This window comes from Priestia sp. BR_2, from assembly GCF_041954005.1.
In the GTDB taxonomy this organism is placed as follows: domain Bacteria; phylum Bacillota; class Bacilli; order Paenibacillales; family Paenibacillaceae; genus Paenibacillus_AQ; species Paenibacillus_AQ lautus_A.
Map to the genome: position 1 here is coordinate 210448 of NZ_JAVFHM010000139.1, position 19353 is coordinate 229800.

Below are 19353 nucleotides of genomic sequence, written 5' to 3' on the forward strand. Positions count from 1 at the left end.
GGAGGCATGTCATCTATAGTATATGCTTGTACCCGCGATAATTTTCGGCCCATGAAAAAGGGGGCCTCATCAGGGCCAGCAGCCTGATGGGGCACCCCCCTATATTTCCGCATGCGGAAAAACCTGAGCTCCCTTAATAAATCGTCCGCCCCTGCGCATCCGGCACCCCGGATTTGCGGTAAAAATACGTATTGATCACATCCCGCCAGTGCTTGGCATGCTCGGCCTGGTCAGCTAACCGTTCGGTGACTTGGGTGAAACGCTCCAGATCGACCTTGCCTTCGAGCGATGTCCAGGCTTTCAAGAGCCCGGCCGCAGCTTCCGCACCTTCGAAGTGCGTGTCATAGATATGCTGAATCACTGTTTTACCGGATTTCAGCGCATGCGAGTACGGCACATGATGGAAGAACAGCAGCAGCTCGTCAGGACAATCCTCCAGCGAATCATATCGGGCCGCATTCGGCTCGAAATACTGTGCGGTGTACCCCGTGCCCGTCGCCACCGTGCGGTCCACCCCAATACCATCCCGATCCGCGAAATGGTAGGTGCCCCACCTTGAATATTCATAACCGTCCACATCCGGTCCGTAATGCGTATGCGGCGTAATCATCCAGCCCACCCCGAGCGGCGACGTGTAGCTTTCATAAATCGGCCACGATTTCATCAGCATGCCGCACACCACGGCAACCACCGTCTCATCATTGCCAAAGGTCAGCCTCGTCCATTCCTCCGCGATCCCTTCGGCGGACATATCCGGATTCCAAACCAGCCGGCCGAATCCATACAGATTCGCCTGCGCCAAGGTGTGTCCCGTCCAATTCTCATCATTCCCGATGTTGGAAACGGCGGCGATCCCGCTGTATCTCATGCCGTGCAGCGAACCGTCCACGATCTTCTTAACCTCGGACCCCGTTCCGTTCGCGTAGGTATCGAAATCCAGCACCTCTTTCCACTGCGGCACCAAATAGCATACGTGGCGCTGCTGTCCGGTATATTCCTGGGCGATCTGAAACTCCAGCACCTGATTGGTCTCTTTCATGCTGCCGAACAGCGGGGATACCGGCTCCCGTACTTGGAAGTCCATCGGACCGTTCTTGATCTGCAGCAGCACATTATCCTTAAACCGTCCGTCCAGCGGGGTAAAATGATCATAGGCCGCCCGCGCGCGGTCCGTGCTGCGGTCCCGCCAATCCTGCATGCAGTTGTAGACGAAGCAGCGCCAGATGACAAGCCCGCCATGCGGTTCCAGCGCTTCGGCCAGCATATTGGCGCCATCGGCGTGGTCTCTGCCATAGGCGAACGGGCCCGGACGGTGCTCCGAATCCGCCTTGACCACAAAGCCGCCGAAGTCCGGTATATGATCGTAGATCTCATTCGCCGTATCCTTCCACCACTGCCGAACCTCTTGATCTAGCGGGTCCGACGTGGGTACGCCGCCGATATGCAGCGGAGCGGCGAAGTTTATGCTCAGGTACAGTGTGATGCCATATTCCCAGAAGATATCCGCGATCTTTGCAATCGTCGGCAAATATTCCGCGGTAATGAACTTCGTCTCGATTTCATGCACATTGACGTTATTAATGGAGATGGCATTCAGGCCCACGGAAGCTAACAGACGGGCGTAGTCTCTTACGCGATCCCAATTTTCGGTGAACCGTCCGTTTTCGTAAAAAATCGAGTTGCCCGAGTACCCCCGTTCAACCGAGCCGTCGGCATTATCCCATTGATTTATCATCCGCACTCCGTTCACAGGCTGCTCGGTTATGTTTAGACCGGTCAACGGCTGGTGGGATGCCAGCAATCTCAATAAATGGAACACCCCGTATAACACGCCTTTCCCGGATCCGCCGGTCAGGATCAGCTTCTCCTGCTGCCCATGGCCTGTATGCTCCAGCCGAAAACCCTCTGCGCCCAGCCGGGCTTTCCCCGCGCCCATCGAATCTTCCCCAATCTGTTCCGTGCCCTCTTCGGCGTCTGCCGCATGAATACGCACCTCGAAATAGGATGAAGCCTTGGCCTCGGATGTGATGGACGGTACGATGCCGAGCATGGATCGACATGCATTCCTCAGTTCCTGGATCGCAGCGTTTGCCACCCGCGACTGCTGCAAATCCGCAACCACGGTGCCTAACAGCCGGCTGTACGCGGCAGCAAGCTCCTCGTCCTTAATGGGCGCATACTGCAGCCACGCTTGATATAAAGCGCTGTTCAACGTAATTTCCCCTTTCTTGGGCCAAGGTTAACGTTTCTCCCCAGCATCTCACTGTTTTCGACTCCTGCTTCCTTAAGGGCTAACATGCAGACGCCGGTCACAAGGACCGGCTAGATGACAAGCTGATGGCGCTTCAGCCGCCTATATTATCGCTGTCGTTATCTAAAATGATGGGTTCAACCCCCTAAAATCCTTACACTTTGACCATACGCTCCACCAAGCGATGAAACGCCGGTTTCGGCTGATGCCGCTCATCGAACAGGAAAGGCCAATTCTTCCGCCCCCGTACCGGGAAATTGTCCAGCCAGGTGTAATCGTCGGCAGCACCCCAGAAGGTCACGGACGTAATATAATCCCGGTATTCCTTCAATATGCCGAACATCGCCTCATACCGCTTCGCTTGAGCCTCCAGCAGCTCCTCCGGCGCCTCGGTCAGATCCTTCCGCTTGTCGTCGAATCGGAACATCGACACATCGAGCTCCGTGAGTTGAAGCTGCAGGCCGAGCGACGCGTACTTCTCGATCGCCGCCCGGATATCGTCAAGATCCGGATCGTACAGATTCCAGTGGGCCTGCAAGCCAACGCCGTGAACAGGAGTCCCTTGATCCAGCAAAGACTTGACCAGCGTGTAGATTTTGTCCCGTTTATTCGGGTGGGACTCATTGTAATCGTTATAGAACAAGAGGGCCGACGGATCGGCTTCATGCGCATACTCGAATGCCTTGGAGATAAAGTCGGGGCCCGCAATGTCCAGCCATTTGGACGGACGAAGAAGTTCGGCGCCTTCATCGGCGATTACCTCATTCACGACGTCCCAGGCGTAAATATCGTCCTTGTACCGCTTCACGACCGTGTCGGTATGCGACTTAAGCCGTTCGTACAGCGTGGCTTTATCCACCAGGCCCCCGTTCTTGTCCTCGAACAGCCAGTCGGTCGTTTGGTTATGCCATACCAGCGTATGGCCGCGCATCTTCATGCCATGCTTGCGGGCGAAAGCGGCAAGCCGGTCCGCGTCCTCGAACGTGTACGTATCCTCCGCCGGGTGCACGCTGACAAACTTCATTTCATTTTCCGCCGTAATGCTGTTGAAATGGTACGCTAGCAATTCCTCCTGCGTTTCGATCGTCCTCGGGTTCACGGCCGCTCCGATGAGAAAGTCATCCGCGAACATCTCCTTAAGCCTGGGTTCACTTCGCTGCGTGTTGGACATATCCAATCCCTCCTTAGAATTAAAGATAATAGCAAAATTGATCGTTGATGATCGTGATGCGGCGGCATCCGTTGGTCGACGGACATCCAGACATGCCGCGGACCACGCACCGTGTGCACCATGGAGCAGTGGGCACGGCGCATCTTTAGCGGTTCCCGCAGCTTAACCTTTCACCCCGCCAAGGGTCATCCCTTGCACGAAGTATTTTTGCAGGAACGGGTACACCAGAATGATCGGCACGCTGGCCACAATGGTCATCGTCGCCCGAATGGAGGTCGGGGTAACCTGATTCGCGCCGCTTTCCGAGCTTGCAAACTGGCTTGCATAATCGTTGCCCGAATTCAGCGAGGAGTTCGAATTCTGGAGTATCTTCATCAGCTCGTATTGCAGGGTGCTAAGCTCGCCGTACGAGGAGTTGTACAAGAACACGTCGAACCAGGAGTTCCACTGGGATACTGCCGTAAACAGCGATACCGTGGCAAGCACGGGCACGCACAGCGGAAGCACGATTCTCAGGAAGGTCGTGAATTCGCCGGCGCCGTCGATCCGGGCCGATTCCAGGATCCCCTCAGGCAATCCCTCGATGAAGGAGCGGATGACGATGACGTTGAATACGCCGATCAGGCCAGGAATGATGTACACCGAGAAGGTGCCCAGCATGCCCAATTCGCGAATCAGCAGGAAATTCGGAATCAAACCGCCGCTGAAATACATGGTCAAAATGAAGGCGATCGACACGAATTTGCGCAGCACGTATTCCGGACGGCTGATCGTGTAGGCCACCATGGCACAGCAGAATACGGAAGTGATCGTACCGATCAGCGTACGCAGAACCGAGATGAAGGTAGCGTGGAATATCGTGGCTTCGTTAAATACATATTTATAATTTTCCCACGTGAAATCCCGCGGCCATAAATATATGCCGCCTTTCACCGAATCCGTCGCATTGTTGAAGGAAACCGCGAGCGTATTGATGAACGGGTACAGCGTGACAATCATGAGACAGATCATGAACACTATGTTAAAGGTATCGAATAACCGGTCCGCGGGAGACTTGAACCGGGCATGGGCTCGCGGTGCATCTGAAATCTTCGCCATATGAATCCTCCTGTACGTTTTCTGATAGAGAACGGTTCTCGCAAGCTTTCGCTTAGAACAATCGGTCTTCGCCCAGTCTCTTCGCGATATGGTTAGCCGTGAACAAGAGTATGAAGCTGACGACCGTCTTGAACATGCCGGCTGCAATCGAGAGCGAGAAGTTGCCCATCTGAATACCGTATTTCAGCACGAAAATATCCAGGTTCTCGGAATAATCCACGTTCATGCCGTTGCCAAGCAAGTATTGCGGTTCAAAACCGGATTCGAGCAGGTTGCCGATATTCATGATCAGCAGGATGATGAATACCGGTTTCAGACCCGGCAAGGTGATGTTCCAGATCCGTTGAAAGCGCCCGGCGCCATCGATTTCCGCCGCCTCGTACTGCGAGGGGTCGATCATCGTCATGGCCGCCAAATATATAATGGTGTTCCAGCCGACATTCTTCCATACTTCCGAAACACCGAGTATTCCCCAGAAATATTCCCCTTCCCCAAGCCATAGGATCGGCTCCTTAATGATCCCGAACCACATGAGGAGTTCATTGATAATCCCGCCGTCTGCGGACAAGGCCGTCGAAATAATGCTCGCAGCCACAACCCAAGAGATGAAATGGGGCAAATAACTGATCGTCTGCACGACCCGTTTGAACATCAAATTACGCAGTTCATTAAGCAGAATCGCTAACACAATCGCCGTCACGAACCCTAAGACGAGGTTGATGAAACTCATGGCGAGCGTGTTGCGCATGACCCGGAGGAAGTGTTCGTCCTGAAACAGGAAGGTAAAATGCTGCAGGCCTACCCATTCCTGATCGAATATCTTCTTCGCCGGTTTAAAATCCTGAAACGCGATGGTCCAGCCCCACAGCGGCATGTACTTAAAGACAAACAACCATATCAAAAAAGGAATCGACATGAAGACCAGCGCCTTCTGCTGCAGCAGCTTCCGGAAGAAGCTTTTTTCGCCTGATGGCCGTTCATGATTCAAACCAGTATCGTTTTTTCGTTGTTTATTGAAGAAACCTTTCGATACCGCCGGCGTTTCACGTAGCGCCGTGGTCTCTGCAGGTCCAATCGGGTTCGCCTTATCCACGGTTTCTTCTCCTTCCTATCCAGCCCTAGAAGAGGAGGGACGGATCTGGGCCATTTCGGCGGTCCGCCCTTGTTCGCCTCTCCTTCATCTATTATTGTCCTTGGGCATTTGCGATTTTCTTGGCTACTTCCTCGGTGATCAGATCCTCGTATCCCTTCACGTCCAGCTTGCCGAACTCGCCCACGTATTCGTTCCAGATGCCGTCAAACTCCGCAGGGCTGGCAAGAACCAGTTTCGGGAAGTATTTACGCTGCAAATCGCTTTTCTTCTGTGTGAAGATTTGGGCCGGCGAGCCCTGATCGATCGGAATGCTCCAAGCCGGGTACCAAGGACGGTCGTCCGGTGCCGCAAACAATTGCGAGAAGGAATCGATGTCGTATGCTTCAAGCAATTTCTTGTCCGGTTCGGAGTAGGACATTTTGGCAACCTCAGGCTGGCGTCCCGCACCCACGGAATTACCGTCAGGAAGCGTAGATCCGTTGCCGTAACGAGGCCAGTTGTATTCAAAGTACTTGAAACCGAACGATTCGCGGAAGGCTTCCGTATTGGTCTGTGCAATCTGCTCTTCCGTACGGTAGAAGCGGCCGTTCTCATCGACGGAATACGTCTCGTCCTTGATGCCCCAGTTCGACAGAATCTGGTTCTCGTCCGTCAGCAGGTTGTTGAAATACTTCACAATGCGCTCCGGATCCTTCGCGCTGACGGAGATCCCGACGCCGCGGTTGTTCACAAAGGATGGCGGATCCAGATACTGATCCTTGGTATTCTCATCGTATACGATCGGCAGCGCCATATATTCGAGATCGTCGTTACCCGATTTACTGGCTGTTTCGCGCAGATTGTTCATCGCTTGGCCTACCTGCCATCGATAATCGAAGAAGCCAAGCACCTTACCGGAAGTCAGTTTGGCAAGGTATTGATCATAGTTGTCCACGAAAGAGGATTTATCGAACAGGCCTTCCGCATTCAGCTTGTTCAGCTCCTGCAGGTACCGCTTCGTAATGTCGTCGTCCGCGTAATCATTCGCTACGTGAGTCTCCATGTCGATGATGATGCCGCCGTCGTTCGGATAGCCGGCTAAGTGCATCGGGGCATTGGTCAGGGCAAAAAATTTATCCTGCGTCGTCAGTGCCAGATATCCGGTCAAGCCTTCCTCCGGATGTTTCTTCACGTAGTCGCGAATTAGGGCCAGGTACTCGTCGAAGGTCTTGATTTTCGGATAACCCGCTTCCTTCAGGACGCGGCGTTGAATCCAGAATGCTCCTTGCTCGATATTCGGAGCCGACGTGTACTCTCCAACAACCGCACTCAGCGGCAGAAAGTAGATGTTGCCGTCCTCGGCTTTCATCAGGTTGTAATAAGGCTCGTACACCCGCTTGATGTTAGGGCCGTACTTATCGATCAGGTCATTGAGCGGAATGAAGGCGCCCGCCCCGACCAGCTTATCGATTGAGCTCCCTGGTACAATCACATCGGGATAGTCGTTACTGGCAATGAAGGTTCCCACCTTGGTGTTCTCGTCTCCTACCAAATGCTCCATTTTAAAATTCACGCCGGTTTGGTCTTCGAAAATTTTACCGATGGTGGTTTCGTTCGTATTTTTGTCTTTACCGGCTGCCGCGTTGAAATAGGTGAAGGTGACCTTCTCTTCTTTCTTCTCGCCTTCGCCGCCGGCTGCCGGTGTATTATCCGCTGCCTCTTTACTGCCGCCGCATGCTGCCAGAAGCGATACCATCATAACCACGGTCAGACAGCTCAGCCAAAATTTCTTGTTCATGCTCTTGACCTACCCCTTTCGGTCTCGTTAGTTTGTAAGCACTTTCATTATAAGAGAGCTCTGGGACGATTTTCACCCGTCAATCTTTAGGTGATACTTTGAAAACTATAGAACCGTATCCTTAGCCGTGAAAAATGGCAGATCCGCAGCCAGGATTCTCCCCTGCACTTCCGACGACTAACGAACAAATCCTGCTAGGGTCACTCCGATTCGGAATGCCACAGCAGGATTTGCCGTCCTTATATTTCAATGGGAATGGACAGTCTGACCCGTGTGCCCTGTCCAGGCGAGCTGTCAATTTCAAACCGGAACCGGCTGCCGTAGTACAGCTTTAACCTGTAAATCACATTCTGAATGCCGATCCGCTCTCCCATCTCGTCCTCGGTCTCGAGATAACGGTAGATGCGTTCCACCTTCTCCGCGGGCATGCCTGCCCCGTTATCCTGAATGGTACAGATCAGGGATTGGCCCTCGCGCACAACCCGAACTTCAATGCGCCCCCCGTGCTTGAGCGGCTCGATGCCGTGAATGCTGGCATTCTCCACAAACGTGACGATGGCCATTTTCGGTATTTGCAGGTGACCCTCTTCGGCTGGAGCATGAACCGAATAATCGATTTTGTCGCCAAATCGGTATTTCTGGATTTCAAGGAAACAATGGATGAACTCCACTTCCTCCTTGAGCGTCACCATGTCTTTTTTCCAAACGAGCGAATTGCGGAAGATCTTCGCCATATTATGAATGATCCTTGCCGTCTCATCCTCATCCTTCATCAGGCTGCGCATGCGGATCGTCTCCAGGGCATTAAAGAGGAAGTGCGGATTAATCTGGCTCTGCAGCGCATTCAATTGCGCGTGCCGCCGCTGCAGCTCCAAATTCTTCTTCTGGATATCCGCCACGTACACGTCATTGATCAGACTCTTGAGCTGCAAGGTCATCCGGTTGAATTCACCCGTCAGCTGACCGATCTCGTCACGTGCCTCAGCCTCTTGGATGGTGTCGTAATTCTGGTTCTTAACCTTCTTCATATGTTTGAGAATCCGTACAAGTCGTACGTTAAGGGAACGGCTGATCCAAACAATCACCAGGCTCGGAAGCAGAAAATTCAGGCAGGTCAGCACAATGACGAACCGCAAGGACTGATGCACGTCGCGCAGCACCACATCCTCCGGCGTCACCGCCATGATCGTCCAGGTGTTCAGATTGTTGGTCGTAAACGTATCGGTATGAAACTCCAGAAACCTGTCGCCATGCGCGATGCTGCTGTACGGTACAGCGCCCTGCGTGACATCGACCTTCGGATCCGTGGTGTATTCGATATTTCCTGCCCCGCTCAGCAGATACACTTTGCCCTGCACATTCAGATTGCTCATAATCTGCCGGATCGAAGGCATCCGCATATCGATCTTGAGATACTTGGTGTGGTCATCCTGGGAGCTGAAATAATTCATGCTCCGGATGATGCTAAAGCTGTCCAATTGGCCGTTCTTGCCCGTACGCATCACGATCGGCTGGGTTACGTTCTTGCCCGCGACCGCCTTGTACCAAGCCTCTTCCTTCACCTGGCCATCGATATAATTGATGCCGCCGGAATACAGCAGGGTCGGATTGTCGACATACACCGCAATTTCGCTGACCGAATTGTATACGGCGCTGCCCGAATTCAATATGCGGCGGAGATAAGTATCATACGCCTCGATATAATCGGCTGGATGATCGTACACCGTTTCCACGATCTCGTTCAATTGAACGTCCGTATAGAAGACCGAGGAGATCTCCAGGGCGTCCTCGACTTCACGGCGGAACTCGTTCTTCATCTGTTCAAGCGCTACGGTAATATCCTGGAGCCGCTGCTCCCTTACGCTGCCGGACGTCACATTGTAGAAGATGAGGTTGGTAATCAGGATCGGCAAAAAGACGGCCAGGAAATAAAGCAGCAGCATCTTGTCCCGCAGACGGACATTATTCAGGCTCGGCTTCATGCATTCGTCCCTTCGGACGCTGCCTCCTTCATCAAGCGGTTCCGGTACTCGCTTGGCGTCATCCGCTCAATCTTCTCGAATTGCGTCACGAAATAGTCCGGATTGCCGAAGCCGACCCGCTCCGCCACCTCATAGATGCGCAGATCCGTCTGGCGCAGCAAGCGCTTGGCTTCGTTCACGCGCAGCTGGAGCAAAAAATCATTAAAATACATGCCGTACGCTTTTTTGAACAGCTGACCCAGATAAACCGGGTTCATGTAAAACTTCCCGGCGATGCCCTTCAGACTGATATTCTCATGATAATGGGCCTCGATATAAGCCCGGATCTTCTGGATTCCGCCTTTGTGCTGTTCCTTGCGCAGCTGTCCGATATAGTTCGCGCTCTCAATCGCAAAATCCGTGAACAGCCGCTTCAGCCTCTGAAGCGACAAGTTGCGGTCATGCCACTCGGTCATCGGCTCGAGACTGGACAGCCGGCTTTGATCCCCGTCCATGCTGCTGAGCACACGGACCACGCCCAGCACGCATTGGTTGATCGCCGTCTTTACCGCTTCGGGAGCATACAGCTTCTCCTGGAAGGATTCGAACAGCGAACGAATCGTCTCCTCCAGCTTCTCGAAATGCAGCTCCTCGATCTGCTCCAGCAGCTGCTGGTAAAGACGCTCCTCCAGTCCGATGTATTGCAGATCATGCACCGCGGCTTCTTCATGGATCACGATGCCGCTCTCATCGTAGATGTACTTGTATAGGAGGGATTGCTTGGCCGTTTCGTAGGCATCCTGGACAAGGGACAGACGTGAAACCGGCCGGCCAAAATAGACGAAGATTCTTTCATGCTTCGAATCAGCGAGCGATTGCTGAAGGCGCCTAGCAAATCCCCGCTGACACCCCTGGAACGATTGCAGGATGCTTCCCGGAACGATGATGCCGATGCGGTTGCGGTGCTCATGCAGATAGAAGGGCTGTTCTCCATTCGAGATCGCAAGAAGCGCCGATTCCACCCTGTCCTTGAAGTCGCCTCCGTCATTGTTATTAGCCGAAGCCGGCGGATGGTCGTTCCGTTCGACAAAAACATAGAACAGACGGTCTTCCGGCCGGAGTTCAAGACGCCGCTCCCATTCCTGCAGCAGACTCTCATCCGCCTCCCCTATAATGAGCGATTCCATCAAGGCGCCCGACAACAGCTTCTCTTCCCGCGAGCGTGCCTCGCGGTCCGACTCCAGCCTTTCGCTGAGCCGGACCAGCGCCTGACTGAATTCCGTCTCGTCAATCGGTTTCAGAATGAAATCATGCACCCCGTAACGGACAGCCTGCTGGGCATAGTTGAAGTCATCGTATCCGCTTACAATAATGAAATACGGCTTCACGATATCGTCCGTGACGACGCGTCGGATCAGCTCGAGTCCATCCAGCACCGGCATGCGGATATCGGTGATGACCACATCCGGCCGAAGCCGTTCAATCAGTTCCAGCGCGTCTTCCCCGTTATCCGCCTCATCCACAATGTGAAAGCCGCAGGCTTCCCAATCAATCAGCTTCAGAAGCCCTTTGCGCGTAAACACCTCGTCATCCACCAATATCGCCCGGTTCCCTTGCACGGTATGTCCCCCTCGCCTTTTCGCGCACATCTGCCTGTAACAGATCTTCTATCGGTTCATCAGCAAACGCTTTCATATAGTAAATCTATTGTTCATGCTCTGCACGCAATTGTCAATGAATTTGAAAATAACGCTCGGCATTGTGATAGCAAATATCCTGGATGATGGCACCGATATATTCATAATCCGCGGGCAGTTCCCCTTCCTTGATCCAATCGCCGAACAGGCGGCACAGCACTCTCCGGAAATATTCATGCCGCGGGAACGACATAAAGCTCCTGGAATCGGTCAGCATGCCGACAAAGGTACTAATCAGCCCCATGGAAGACAGCGCGGTGAGCTGCTTCAGCATCCCTTCCTTCTGGTCGTGGAACCACCAAGCGGAACCGAGCTGAAGCTTGCCCTCGACACCGGCCGACTGGAAATTCCCGATCGTGGTAGCGATCATTTCGTAATGCGAGGAATACAGGCTGTACACAATGGTTTTCGGCAGCTGATCATTCCTGTCGAGACTGCTCAGGAATCCGTTCAGGCTTTCCGCCAGATGGAAATCGAGAATCGAGTCATACCCGCTGTCCTTGCCAATCTTCGCGAACATGCGCGCATTATTGTTCCGAATCGCCCCAATGTGCAGCTGCATGGTCCAGCCCTTGGCATGATACATCTCCCCCAGCTTGAGCAGGGTATGGGTGCGGTATTTCCGTTCCTCGAGCGGGGTTAAGCTGCCTCCGTCGATGGCTTTGCCGTAAATGTCCGCAACTTCTTTAACGTCTGCCTGTTCATAAGGAAAAGCGCCAAAGCCGTGATCCGACAGGCGGCAGCCATGGTCATGGAAATATTGGATCCGCTCCTGCAGGGCATCCAGCAATCCCTGATAGGTGTCCACGGTTATACCGGCCGTTGTTCCCAGCGTCCGTGCATAGGAGGGAAAGTCCGCGTTCGCGATATCCAGTACCCGGTCCGGCCGAAATGCAGGGGCCACGACGGTGGACAATTCCCCTTGATCCCGAATTGCCCGGTGAAACTCCAGCGAATCGACGGGATCATCCGTCGTGCAGGCCACGTTGACCTTGAATTTTTCCAAAATTCCGCCTGCCCGCAAGGCAGGAGCCTTCAGCTGCTCATTGCAAGCGTCCCAGATCTCCTTGGCATTCTCCGCGGTCAACCGCTCTTGAATCCCGAAATAGCGGGTCAGCTCCAGATGGGTCCAGTGATAGAGCGGATTGCCGACCAATCGCGGAACGCATGCCGCCCAGGCCATGAACTTCGCTTCAGGACTGGCGCTGCCTGTAATCAGCTCTTCGTCGACGCCAAGCCAGCGCATCGCCCTCCATTTGTAATGGTCCCCCTCCAGCCATAGCTCCGTCAGGTTATCGAACTGCCGGTTGATGGCAATATCCTTCGGGTTCAGATGGTTGTGGTAATCGAATATCGGCATCCCTTCCGCATAATCATAATAAAGTTTCTTCGCGCTGTTGCTGTTCAGCAGCAGATTCTCCGTGTCCAAACGGCTCATGTGGTTCCCCTCCGATTCTTATTTCGATTTTCAGTTCCATACTACCATACAAGTATGGTAGTATGGAATACATTAGGAGGTGATGCAGTGGTAGAATCTTTGCGATTACAGCCAGGATCGGCCGGACATATCGTGTACTCCCGGCTGAAGCAGCAGATTGTCAGTCTCGAGCTGCCCCCGGGAACGGCTCTGTCCGAGAAGGAGGTTTCCCTTTCCTTCGAAGTCAGCCGGACGCCGGTGCGGGAAAGCTTCGTCCGCCTGGCCCAGGAAGACCTTGTGGTCGTGCTTCCCCAGCGCGGCACGCGCGTCTCGCTCATCGATTCGGAGCTGGTCGAAGAAGCGCGCTTCATGCGCGAGCAGCTCGAGAAGGCCGTCGTCCGGCTTGCCTGCGAAAGCTTCCCCGAGGAGAAATTCGCCGAGCTGGAGCGAAATCTGTCCGAGCAGCGCGAGAGCATCGAGAAGCATGACGGCAAGCACATGTTTGAGCTGGATGAGGCCTTCCACCGTATTCTGTTTGAAGGCTGCCGCAAGGTCGGCACATGGAACGTGCTGCAGCAGATGAACGCTCATCTGAACCGGAGCCGAATGTTATGGCTGTCTGCCGATCCGAATTGGACCAACCTGTACGAGCAGCATCGGGAGATCGCGGACGCGATTTCGCGTCATGACGCCGATCATGCCGAACGTGAAATGCAGCAGCATCTGAGCCTGATTATCTCCAATCTGGCCGTGCTGAAAGAGAAGCATCCCGATTATTTCAAATAAGCCGTTACCCGCGAAAGACCCTTATTCGTCACGGCTTCATCTTGGCGTTACACTCGTAACTGCAAAATTCCCAGCAGTGCGTTAACTCCTTAAACTTGTAAAGGACGGTGAAGAAATGCGCATGGTATTCAGATGGTTCGGCGAGGGCAACGATACGGTCTCGCTGGATCAGATTAGACAAATCCCCGGCGTGGAGGGCATCGTATGGGCACTTCACGATATTCCTGTCGGCGAGGAATGGCCGATGGAGCGAATTGAGGAAATTGCGGACCAGGCCAAAGCGTACGGGCTTCATATTGACGTCGTGGAAAGCGTGAATGTGCACGAGGACATCAAACTCGGCCTTCCCTCCCGGGATCAATACATAGCCAACTACATCCGGACGATTGAGAAATTGGGCCAGGTCGGCGTCAAAGTCATCTGCTACAATTTCATGCCGGTGTTCGATTGGGCTAGAACCGATCTTCATAAACAGACCCCCGATGGTTCGACGGCCCTCTTCTTCGAGAAGGCCAAAATCCACGGCATCGATCCGATGGAGCTGGTTCAGACGATCAACCGGAACAGCGCGCTTACCATGCCGGGCTGGGAGCCGGAGCGTTTGGCGCATCTGACCTCCCTGTTCGAAGCGTACAGCGGCGTTACCGAGGAGGACTTGTGGAGCAACCTCGAATATTTCTTGAGCGCCGTCATCCCGGCTGCCGAGAAGAACGGCATCCGAATGGCCATTCACCCGGATGATCCGCCTTGGCCGATCTTCGGCCTGCCGCGGGTCATCACCAGCCAGGAAAATCTCCGGAGATTCCTGCAGCTGTACGATAGCCCAGCGAACAGCCTGACCCTGTGCAGCGGCTCGCTTGGCGCCAATCCGGACAATGACATCGTCTCCATGATCCATGAATTCCACGACCGAATTCCGTTTGCGCATATCCGGAACGTACGCGTCTACGAGAACGGCGATTTCATCGAAACGTCCCATCGTACCGAGGACGGCACCGTCGATATTTCCGGCATTGTGCAGGCCTATCATGACAACGGTTTCACCGGATACGTAAGGCCCGATCACGGGCGGCATATCTGGGGGGAGCAGTGCCGTCCGGGTTACGGCCTGTATGACCGCGCCTTGGGCATTATGTATCTCTGGGGGCTGTGGGACGCTTACAGCCGGGAGCGCGCGGGAAGTCCAGCCGAGCTGAAGGAGGCCGTACAATGAGTGAGGTAAATATCCATGCAGCAGGTACATCCGAAGCCGGATCAAGCGGAGCTTCTGTTGAATCCGCACCGCAAGCGACGCCATCCCTTCCCATTCATCCGTCATTAAACGGGAAGACGGTTGTCATTACGGGCGGCTCCGGCGTATTGTGCCAGGCGATGGCTCTTGAGCTGGGGCGGCAAGGTGCCAAGGTGGCCGTCTTGAACCGTACGGCCGAGAAAGGGCAGCAGGTGGCCGATGAAATTACGGCTGCCGGCGGTACGGCGATTGCCGTTCCCTGCGATGTAACGGATGTGGAAAGCGTCCGGCAAGCGGAAAAAGCTGTGCGCGAGTCTTTCGGACCCTGCGATATCCTGATTAACGGAGCCGGCGGCAACCGGAAAGACGCGAATACAACCAACGAGATTTTCCGTCCGGAGGATGTGGGGCAGCCCGATGTGACAACCTTCTTCGGGTTAAGCGTGCCGGGCTTCCGCAGCGTGTTCGATTTGAACTTCATCGGCACGCTGATACCGACGCAAGTCTTCGCGGAAGGGATGCTGGGGCGTCCCGGGGCCGTCGTGCTGAATGTCTCGTCCATGAGCGCACCCAGCCCGATGACCAAGGTGCCGGCTTACAGCGCAGCCAAAGCGGCCATCAACAACTTCACGCAGTGGCTGTCCGTTCATCTTGCGGAATCGGGCATTCGCGTGAACGCGATTGCGCCGGGCTTCTTCCTGACCGAGCAAAACCGCAATTTGCTGACTCATAGCGACGGTACATTAACCGAGCGCTCTCATAAAATCATCTCCCATACCCCCATGAGGCGTTTCGGTGTGCCGGAGGATCTGCTGGGCACCCTGCTCTGGCTCGTGGACGATCAGACCTCCGGCTTCGTCACGGGAACGGTAATTCCCGTGGACGGCGGCTTCATGGCATATTCAGGCGTATAACGGAGTACTATGCTGCAGAGCAGCAGCCTGTCAGTCATAAGCTTGACTGGCTGGACCATGATGCGTAAGCAGATGAAATGCTGGAGTGACTCCGCGAGGCGTATCTCCTGAGAATTCCTCAGCCTTATACAGCAGCAGGGCCGACTAAGATCCTATGATCTTAAATCAGCCCTGCTTTTTGTATCACGGCAACTGTATATGTCTGAGTTTATCCGGATTTGCCACGGTATACATCGTCTCGATTCGATTGTTTTTAAAAGCAAAAGAATAAATAAATTGGACACCGTGATCCAACCGGATCCGTATTCCCGGCAGACCATTGACGGTAAGATAAGAGTACACATATTGTCCTTCATACATTTTAAGCAGGTTCAGATGCAATTGGATCACTTTATGGACTCCAACCACAGGTATTTGCGCCGCTCTGACTTTACCGCCGCCGTCCGAGTAGAGCACGACATTTTCGCTTAACAGCTCCAGCAGCTTATTCGTGTTTCCCTGTAAAAGGGAATCCACAAAATCCTTGATCTGCGCCTCCGCCACCGAGATCGATGGTCTCTGATCAGGATCAAAATGAATGCTGCCCTTAGCACGGCGGAAGATTTGACGGCAATTTGCACTGCTTTTTCCCAGGATTTCAGCAATTTCGTCATAGGAATAATGGAAAATCTCGCGGAGAAGAAAAACGGCTCTTTCCACCGCGTTAAGCTGCTGAAGCAGCAGCAGGTATGCTGTAGAAATGGACTCTTGCTGCTCTACGATAAGAGAAGGGTCCGTCTCTGACGCCATATTCTCGATCAGGGGTTCCGGCAGCCAGGGACCGACGTACAGCTCGCGCTTTTTGGCAGAAGAGCGCAGCAAATCCAAGCAGCGATTCGTTACGATTTTGTACAGAAACGCTCTCTCATTGCGAATGTCCTCCGGATGGGGCAATTGGTTATAGCTGATGAAGGCCTCCTGCACGATATCTTCCGCATCCATCACACTTCCCAGCATCCGGTAAGCTAACGAGAAAAGAGCGGATCGATAGCTTTTATACAATGACTCTGTGCTCATTCGGGGTCCTTTCCTCACTTTCAAGCGAGAGTATATGCTGTACGGCCCGCTTGGCGCTTGCAGTTGCAGCATCAACCAAGAGTTCGCCATGCGCTGCCCATTCTCCCGCTACATACAACCCGATGATTTCAGGGACGGCTGGACCCGGGTTCTCCTGGCGTTTCAGATGCATAAAATCATGGCAAACCGTGATGTTAGGAAGGTATTGTTTCTCAACGAGCTCGTTGCGCCAACCCGGCTGCACCAAGTCTAAGGTTTCTTCTAACTCCTGCAGATCCCTTCTTGCATCCTTCTCCTTGCCCTGATACTTAAGCAAGGTTATGACTTGCGCGCCGTCTTCGCTCAGGTAAGCCGCTCGGGATTGATTCGAGAGAAATACGGTTTGATCGAGGCCGTACACAAACTGCTGCTTCGGCTCCGGAAGACGACGCAGGGCTACATCCAAGCAAGCCGCTGTCACTTCGACCGCCTGCTCCTTCCACGTATGCAGAGCGGTTTCTTCTGCATGGGGCACCAGTTCGTGGGCGACAGTTGGAGGCGTGGCAAGAATAATATGATTGGCTTCTATTTTCATGCCATCGCCGCAAAGGACGTGCCGTACCTTTCCCTCGTGATGATCAACCGAAATGACTTTATTCTTCGTTACGATTTGAACTCCCTGCTCCAGAGCCTTTTGTTTTAATTCATCGACCATGGCCCCCCAGCCCCGATCCAGATACAATACCCCCTTCAGTGCGTGCTTAAGCTGCTGCAGTACGGGACCGGCCGCCTGCAGGTCAGGGGCTACCACATAACTCGCCGTACGCAATAGCGAATAGAATAAATTTCGTACCATGGGATCCTGCACGTTGCCTTCAATCCATTCGCGCACACTCATCTTGTCGTACACCTGCGTATCCAGTTTACCTAATTTCGCAAGCCAAGCACCGAGCTCCATCTTGCCCCTCCAGGATAATAGAGGGGTGGTGAATAGAGATTTCACGCCCATGGGTAACGGACTTAGTTTCCCTTTCCAAATCCCGTACCCGTCAACCGAAGGTCGACCCCCCGGCAATTGGAGCCCTAATTCGCGAAAGGTTGAAAGGGCATCTCCATGATATAAGGCATGCCCGCCCAGATTGAAGTAGGCTCCCTTCTTCTTATGGGTCATGGCCCGCCCCCCCAAACGTTCCTGCTTTTCAACGAGTATCGTTTGCTTCCCGGCTCTCGCCGCATAGATTGCTGCTGTTAAACCCGCTACGCCTCCACCTACAACGGCAACGTCATATTGTAGCATCCGTCATCATCCCTTTTTCGTTTTATACGGGTATGACGGGCGAGGGCATCGAGATGTGACAAGAATGAAGGTCCAAACCGAAAAGTAATGTCATTCATGATTTCAGGACTCCTATAATATATCAGGAAGCCACAAGCTTCGAAGTTATACTTTCTGATGATTTCAATAAAACCCCTCTTCAATACGAAGAGGGGTTTTGCATAGCTCTATAACCGCACGTTTGATTTCATTCCGCCTTAGACCACGGCCTCCGGCTTAAAAAAAGCCGGCAAGTACTTTTTGTTCGCCTCCAGCATTTCATCGAGCAGCTGCTTCGCTACGGTCACGGACGGCACCAGCGGATGATGCACCAGCGCCTGCAGCGCAATCCCGCGATCGCCGGTAATGGCAGCTTCGATCGTCAATTGTTCGTACACTTTCACCGCATGCATCAGTCCCTTCACATGGGAAGGAACCTTTTGCGGCGCCAACGGTATTGGCCCTTGGCCCGTAACCACGCAGTTGATCTCGATGCTGGCATCCGCAGGCAGGAAGTCGTAGATATTGCCGTTTGCGACATTCAATGTCTGGATATCATGGCGGTCATTATAAATGGACGTCATCAGGTTGACGGCCGCTTCGGAATAATATGCGCCGCCGCGCTGCTCCAGCTGCTTCGGCTTCACGGCCAAATTCTCGTCCTTGTAGAGCTCGAACAGCTCCTCCTCTACCCGGCTGACCACGTCCGCCCGGGTTCCGTCCTTCTCCAGCGAGGCCTTCATGTCCGCGAACATCGTATCGGTCATGTAGAAATATTTAAGATAATAGGTCGGAATCGCCCCAAGCGAACGGATAAAATCCGCGTCCCAGCCGAAGGTCGGCACGTTCTTCGCCGTATACGATTTCCCGCCGTCCAGCAGCTCCGGCATTTTCTCTTCGCCGTTGACGATCGCCGACGTCACCCAATGGAGATGGTTGATCCCGACAAACTCGGCCAGAACGTCCCTCTCCGACACGCCGTACTCCGCCGCCAGGAACTTCTGAAAGTTAATCGGGGAGTTGCACAGACCGACGGATTTGACCTTGCTGTGCTTCGCAACCGCCTCGGTGACGATGCCTGCCGGATTCGTGAAGTTCAGCATCCACGCATTCGGTGCCAGCTCTTCGATATCGCGGCAAATGTCCAGAATCACCGGTACCGTTCGCAGCGCCTTCAGCATGCCTCCCGGACCCGTCGTCTCCTGGCCGATGACGCCGTGTTTAATCGGAATATGCTCATCCTGCTTGCGTGCCGCCAGCAAGCCGACGCGCATCTGGGTCGTCACGAAATCGGCACCCGCAATCGCCTGCCTCCGATCCAGCGTCAGGTGAACCTCGATCGGCAGACCCGATTCCTTGACCATGCGTTTGGCCAAATTGCCCACGATCTCCAGCTTATGCTTACCTTCTTCAATATCAACGAACCATAGTTCGCGAATCGGCATTTGCTCATAATTGCGAATGAAACCTTCTACAATTTCCGGGGTATAGGAGGAACCTCCCCCGATGACCGCTATCTTCAATCCTGCTGCCACGTTAATCGCCTCCAAGGTATGATATCAATCCGTTTCGATCCGGATCTATTGCGCTCTATTACCACAATCTGC

At 53.8% G+C, this 19353-nt stretch carries 14 protein-coding genes; 3 read left to right on the forward strand and 11 right to left on the reverse strand.

Annotated features, from left to right (window positions below; translation table 11 throughout):
- Positions 1-133 precede the first annotated feature (133 nt).
- From RB298_RS06105 to uxaC, 8 genes are all read right to left on the reverse strand, one after another.
- Entirely contained in the window at positions 134-2212 is a 2079-nt protein-coding gene (locus RB298_RS06105; protein ID WP_486046341.1) for an alpha-glucuronidase family glycosyl hydrolase, read from the reverse strand.
- 193 nt (positions 2213-2405) lie between these two features.
- Positions 2406-3422, reverse strand: a complete 1017-nt coding sequence (locus RB298_RS06110) for an endo-1,4-beta-xylanase (protein ID WP_486046343.1) — start codon at positions 3420-3422, stop codon at positions 2406-2408.
- 162 nt (positions 3423-3584) lie between these two features.
- Positions 3585-4520 carry a carbohydrate ABC transporter permease gene (locus RB298_RS06115; RefSeq protein ID WP_096775733.1) on the reverse strand — a complete coding sequence of 312 codons (936 nt, stop codon included), beginning with the start codon at positions 4518-4520 and terminating at the stop codon, positions 3585-3587.
- Between the two features lie 52 nt (positions 4521-4572).
- Entirely contained in the window at positions 4573-5613 is a 1041-nt protein-coding gene (locus RB298_RS06120; RefSeq protein ID WP_015737912.1) for an ABC transporter permease, read from the reverse strand.
- 91 nt (positions 5614-5704) lie between these two features.
- Positions 5705-7390, reverse strand: coding sequence for an ABC transporter substrate-binding protein (locus tag RB298_RS06125; RefSeq protein WP_192570297.1), 1686 nt, complete (start codon positions 7388-7390; stop codon positions 5705-5707).
- A gap of 239 nt (positions 7391-7629) precedes the next feature.
- Positions 7630-9372 (reverse strand): sensor histidine kinase, encoded by a 1743-nt coding sequence (locus RB298_RS06130; protein ID WP_096775731.1) that lies wholly within the window; start codon positions 9370-9372, stop codon positions 7630-7632.
- Positions 9369-10970, reverse strand: coding sequence for a response regulator (locus tag RB298_RS06135; protein WP_486046346.1), 1602 nt, complete (start codon positions 10968-10970; stop codon positions 9369-9371). Before RB298_RS06135 ends, RB298_RS06130 begins: the two co-directional genes overlap by 4 nt.
- A 112-nt stretch (positions 10971-11082) precedes the next feature.
- Positions 11083-12486: a glucuronate isomerase gene (gene uxaC, locus RB298_RS06140; protein ID WP_096775729.1), complete on the reverse strand. Its 1404-nt coding sequence runs from the start codon at positions 12484-12486 to the stop codon at positions 11083-11085.
- Positions 12487-12573: 87 nt separating this feature from the next.
- Between uxaC and RB298_RS06145 the strand changes: the two genes are divergently transcribed.
- From RB298_RS06145 to RB298_RS06155, 3 genes are all read left to right on the forward strand, one after another.
- Entirely contained in the window at positions 12574-13251 is a 678-nt protein-coding gene (locus RB298_RS06145; RefSeq protein ID WP_009592701.1) for a GntR family transcriptional regulator, read from the forward strand.
- 115 nt (positions 13252-13366) lie between these two features.
- The gene (gene uxuA, locus RB298_RS06150) at positions 13367-14464 is read left to right on the forward strand and encodes a mannonate dehydratase (protein ID WP_375121561.1); all 1098 of its coding nucleotides are present in this window, start codon (positions 13367-13369) and stop codon (positions 14462-14464) included.
- Positions 14461-15396 (forward strand): SDR family oxidoreductase, encoded by a 936-nt coding sequence (locus RB298_RS06155; protein WP_486046349.1) that lies wholly within the window; start codon positions 14461-14463, stop codon positions 15394-15396. The genes uxuA and RB298_RS06155 overlap by 4 nt, the downstream gene beginning before the upstream one ends.
- 183 nt (positions 15397-15579) lie before the next feature.
- Here RB298_RS06155 and RB298_RS06160 read toward each other — a convergent pair whose 3' ends face one another.
- The 3 genes from RB298_RS06160 to RB298_RS06170 all read right to left on the reverse strand — a co-directional run bounded on the left by RB298_RS06160 (position 15580) and on the right by RB298_RS06170 (position 19281).
- Positions 15580-16452, reverse strand: a complete 873-nt coding sequence (locus RB298_RS06160) for an RNA polymerase sigma-70 factor (protein ID WP_213580748.1) — start codon at positions 16450-16452, stop codon at positions 15580-15582.
- A complete protein-coding gene (locus tag RB298_RS06165) occupies positions 16430-17728 on the reverse strand; it encodes a phytoene desaturase family protein (RefSeq protein WP_486046351.1) in 1299 nt (432 codons plus the stop codon). The genes RB298_RS06160 and RB298_RS06165 overlap by 23 nt, the downstream gene beginning before the upstream one ends.
- 236 nt (positions 17729-17964) lie before the next feature.
- Complete coding sequence (locus tag RB298_RS06170) at positions 17965-19281, reverse strand: 6-phospho-beta-glucosidase (RefSeq protein WP_145039463.1); 1317 nt, start codon at positions 19279-19281, stop codon at positions 17965-17967.
- Between the last annotated feature and the right edge of the window lie 72 nt (positions 19282-19353).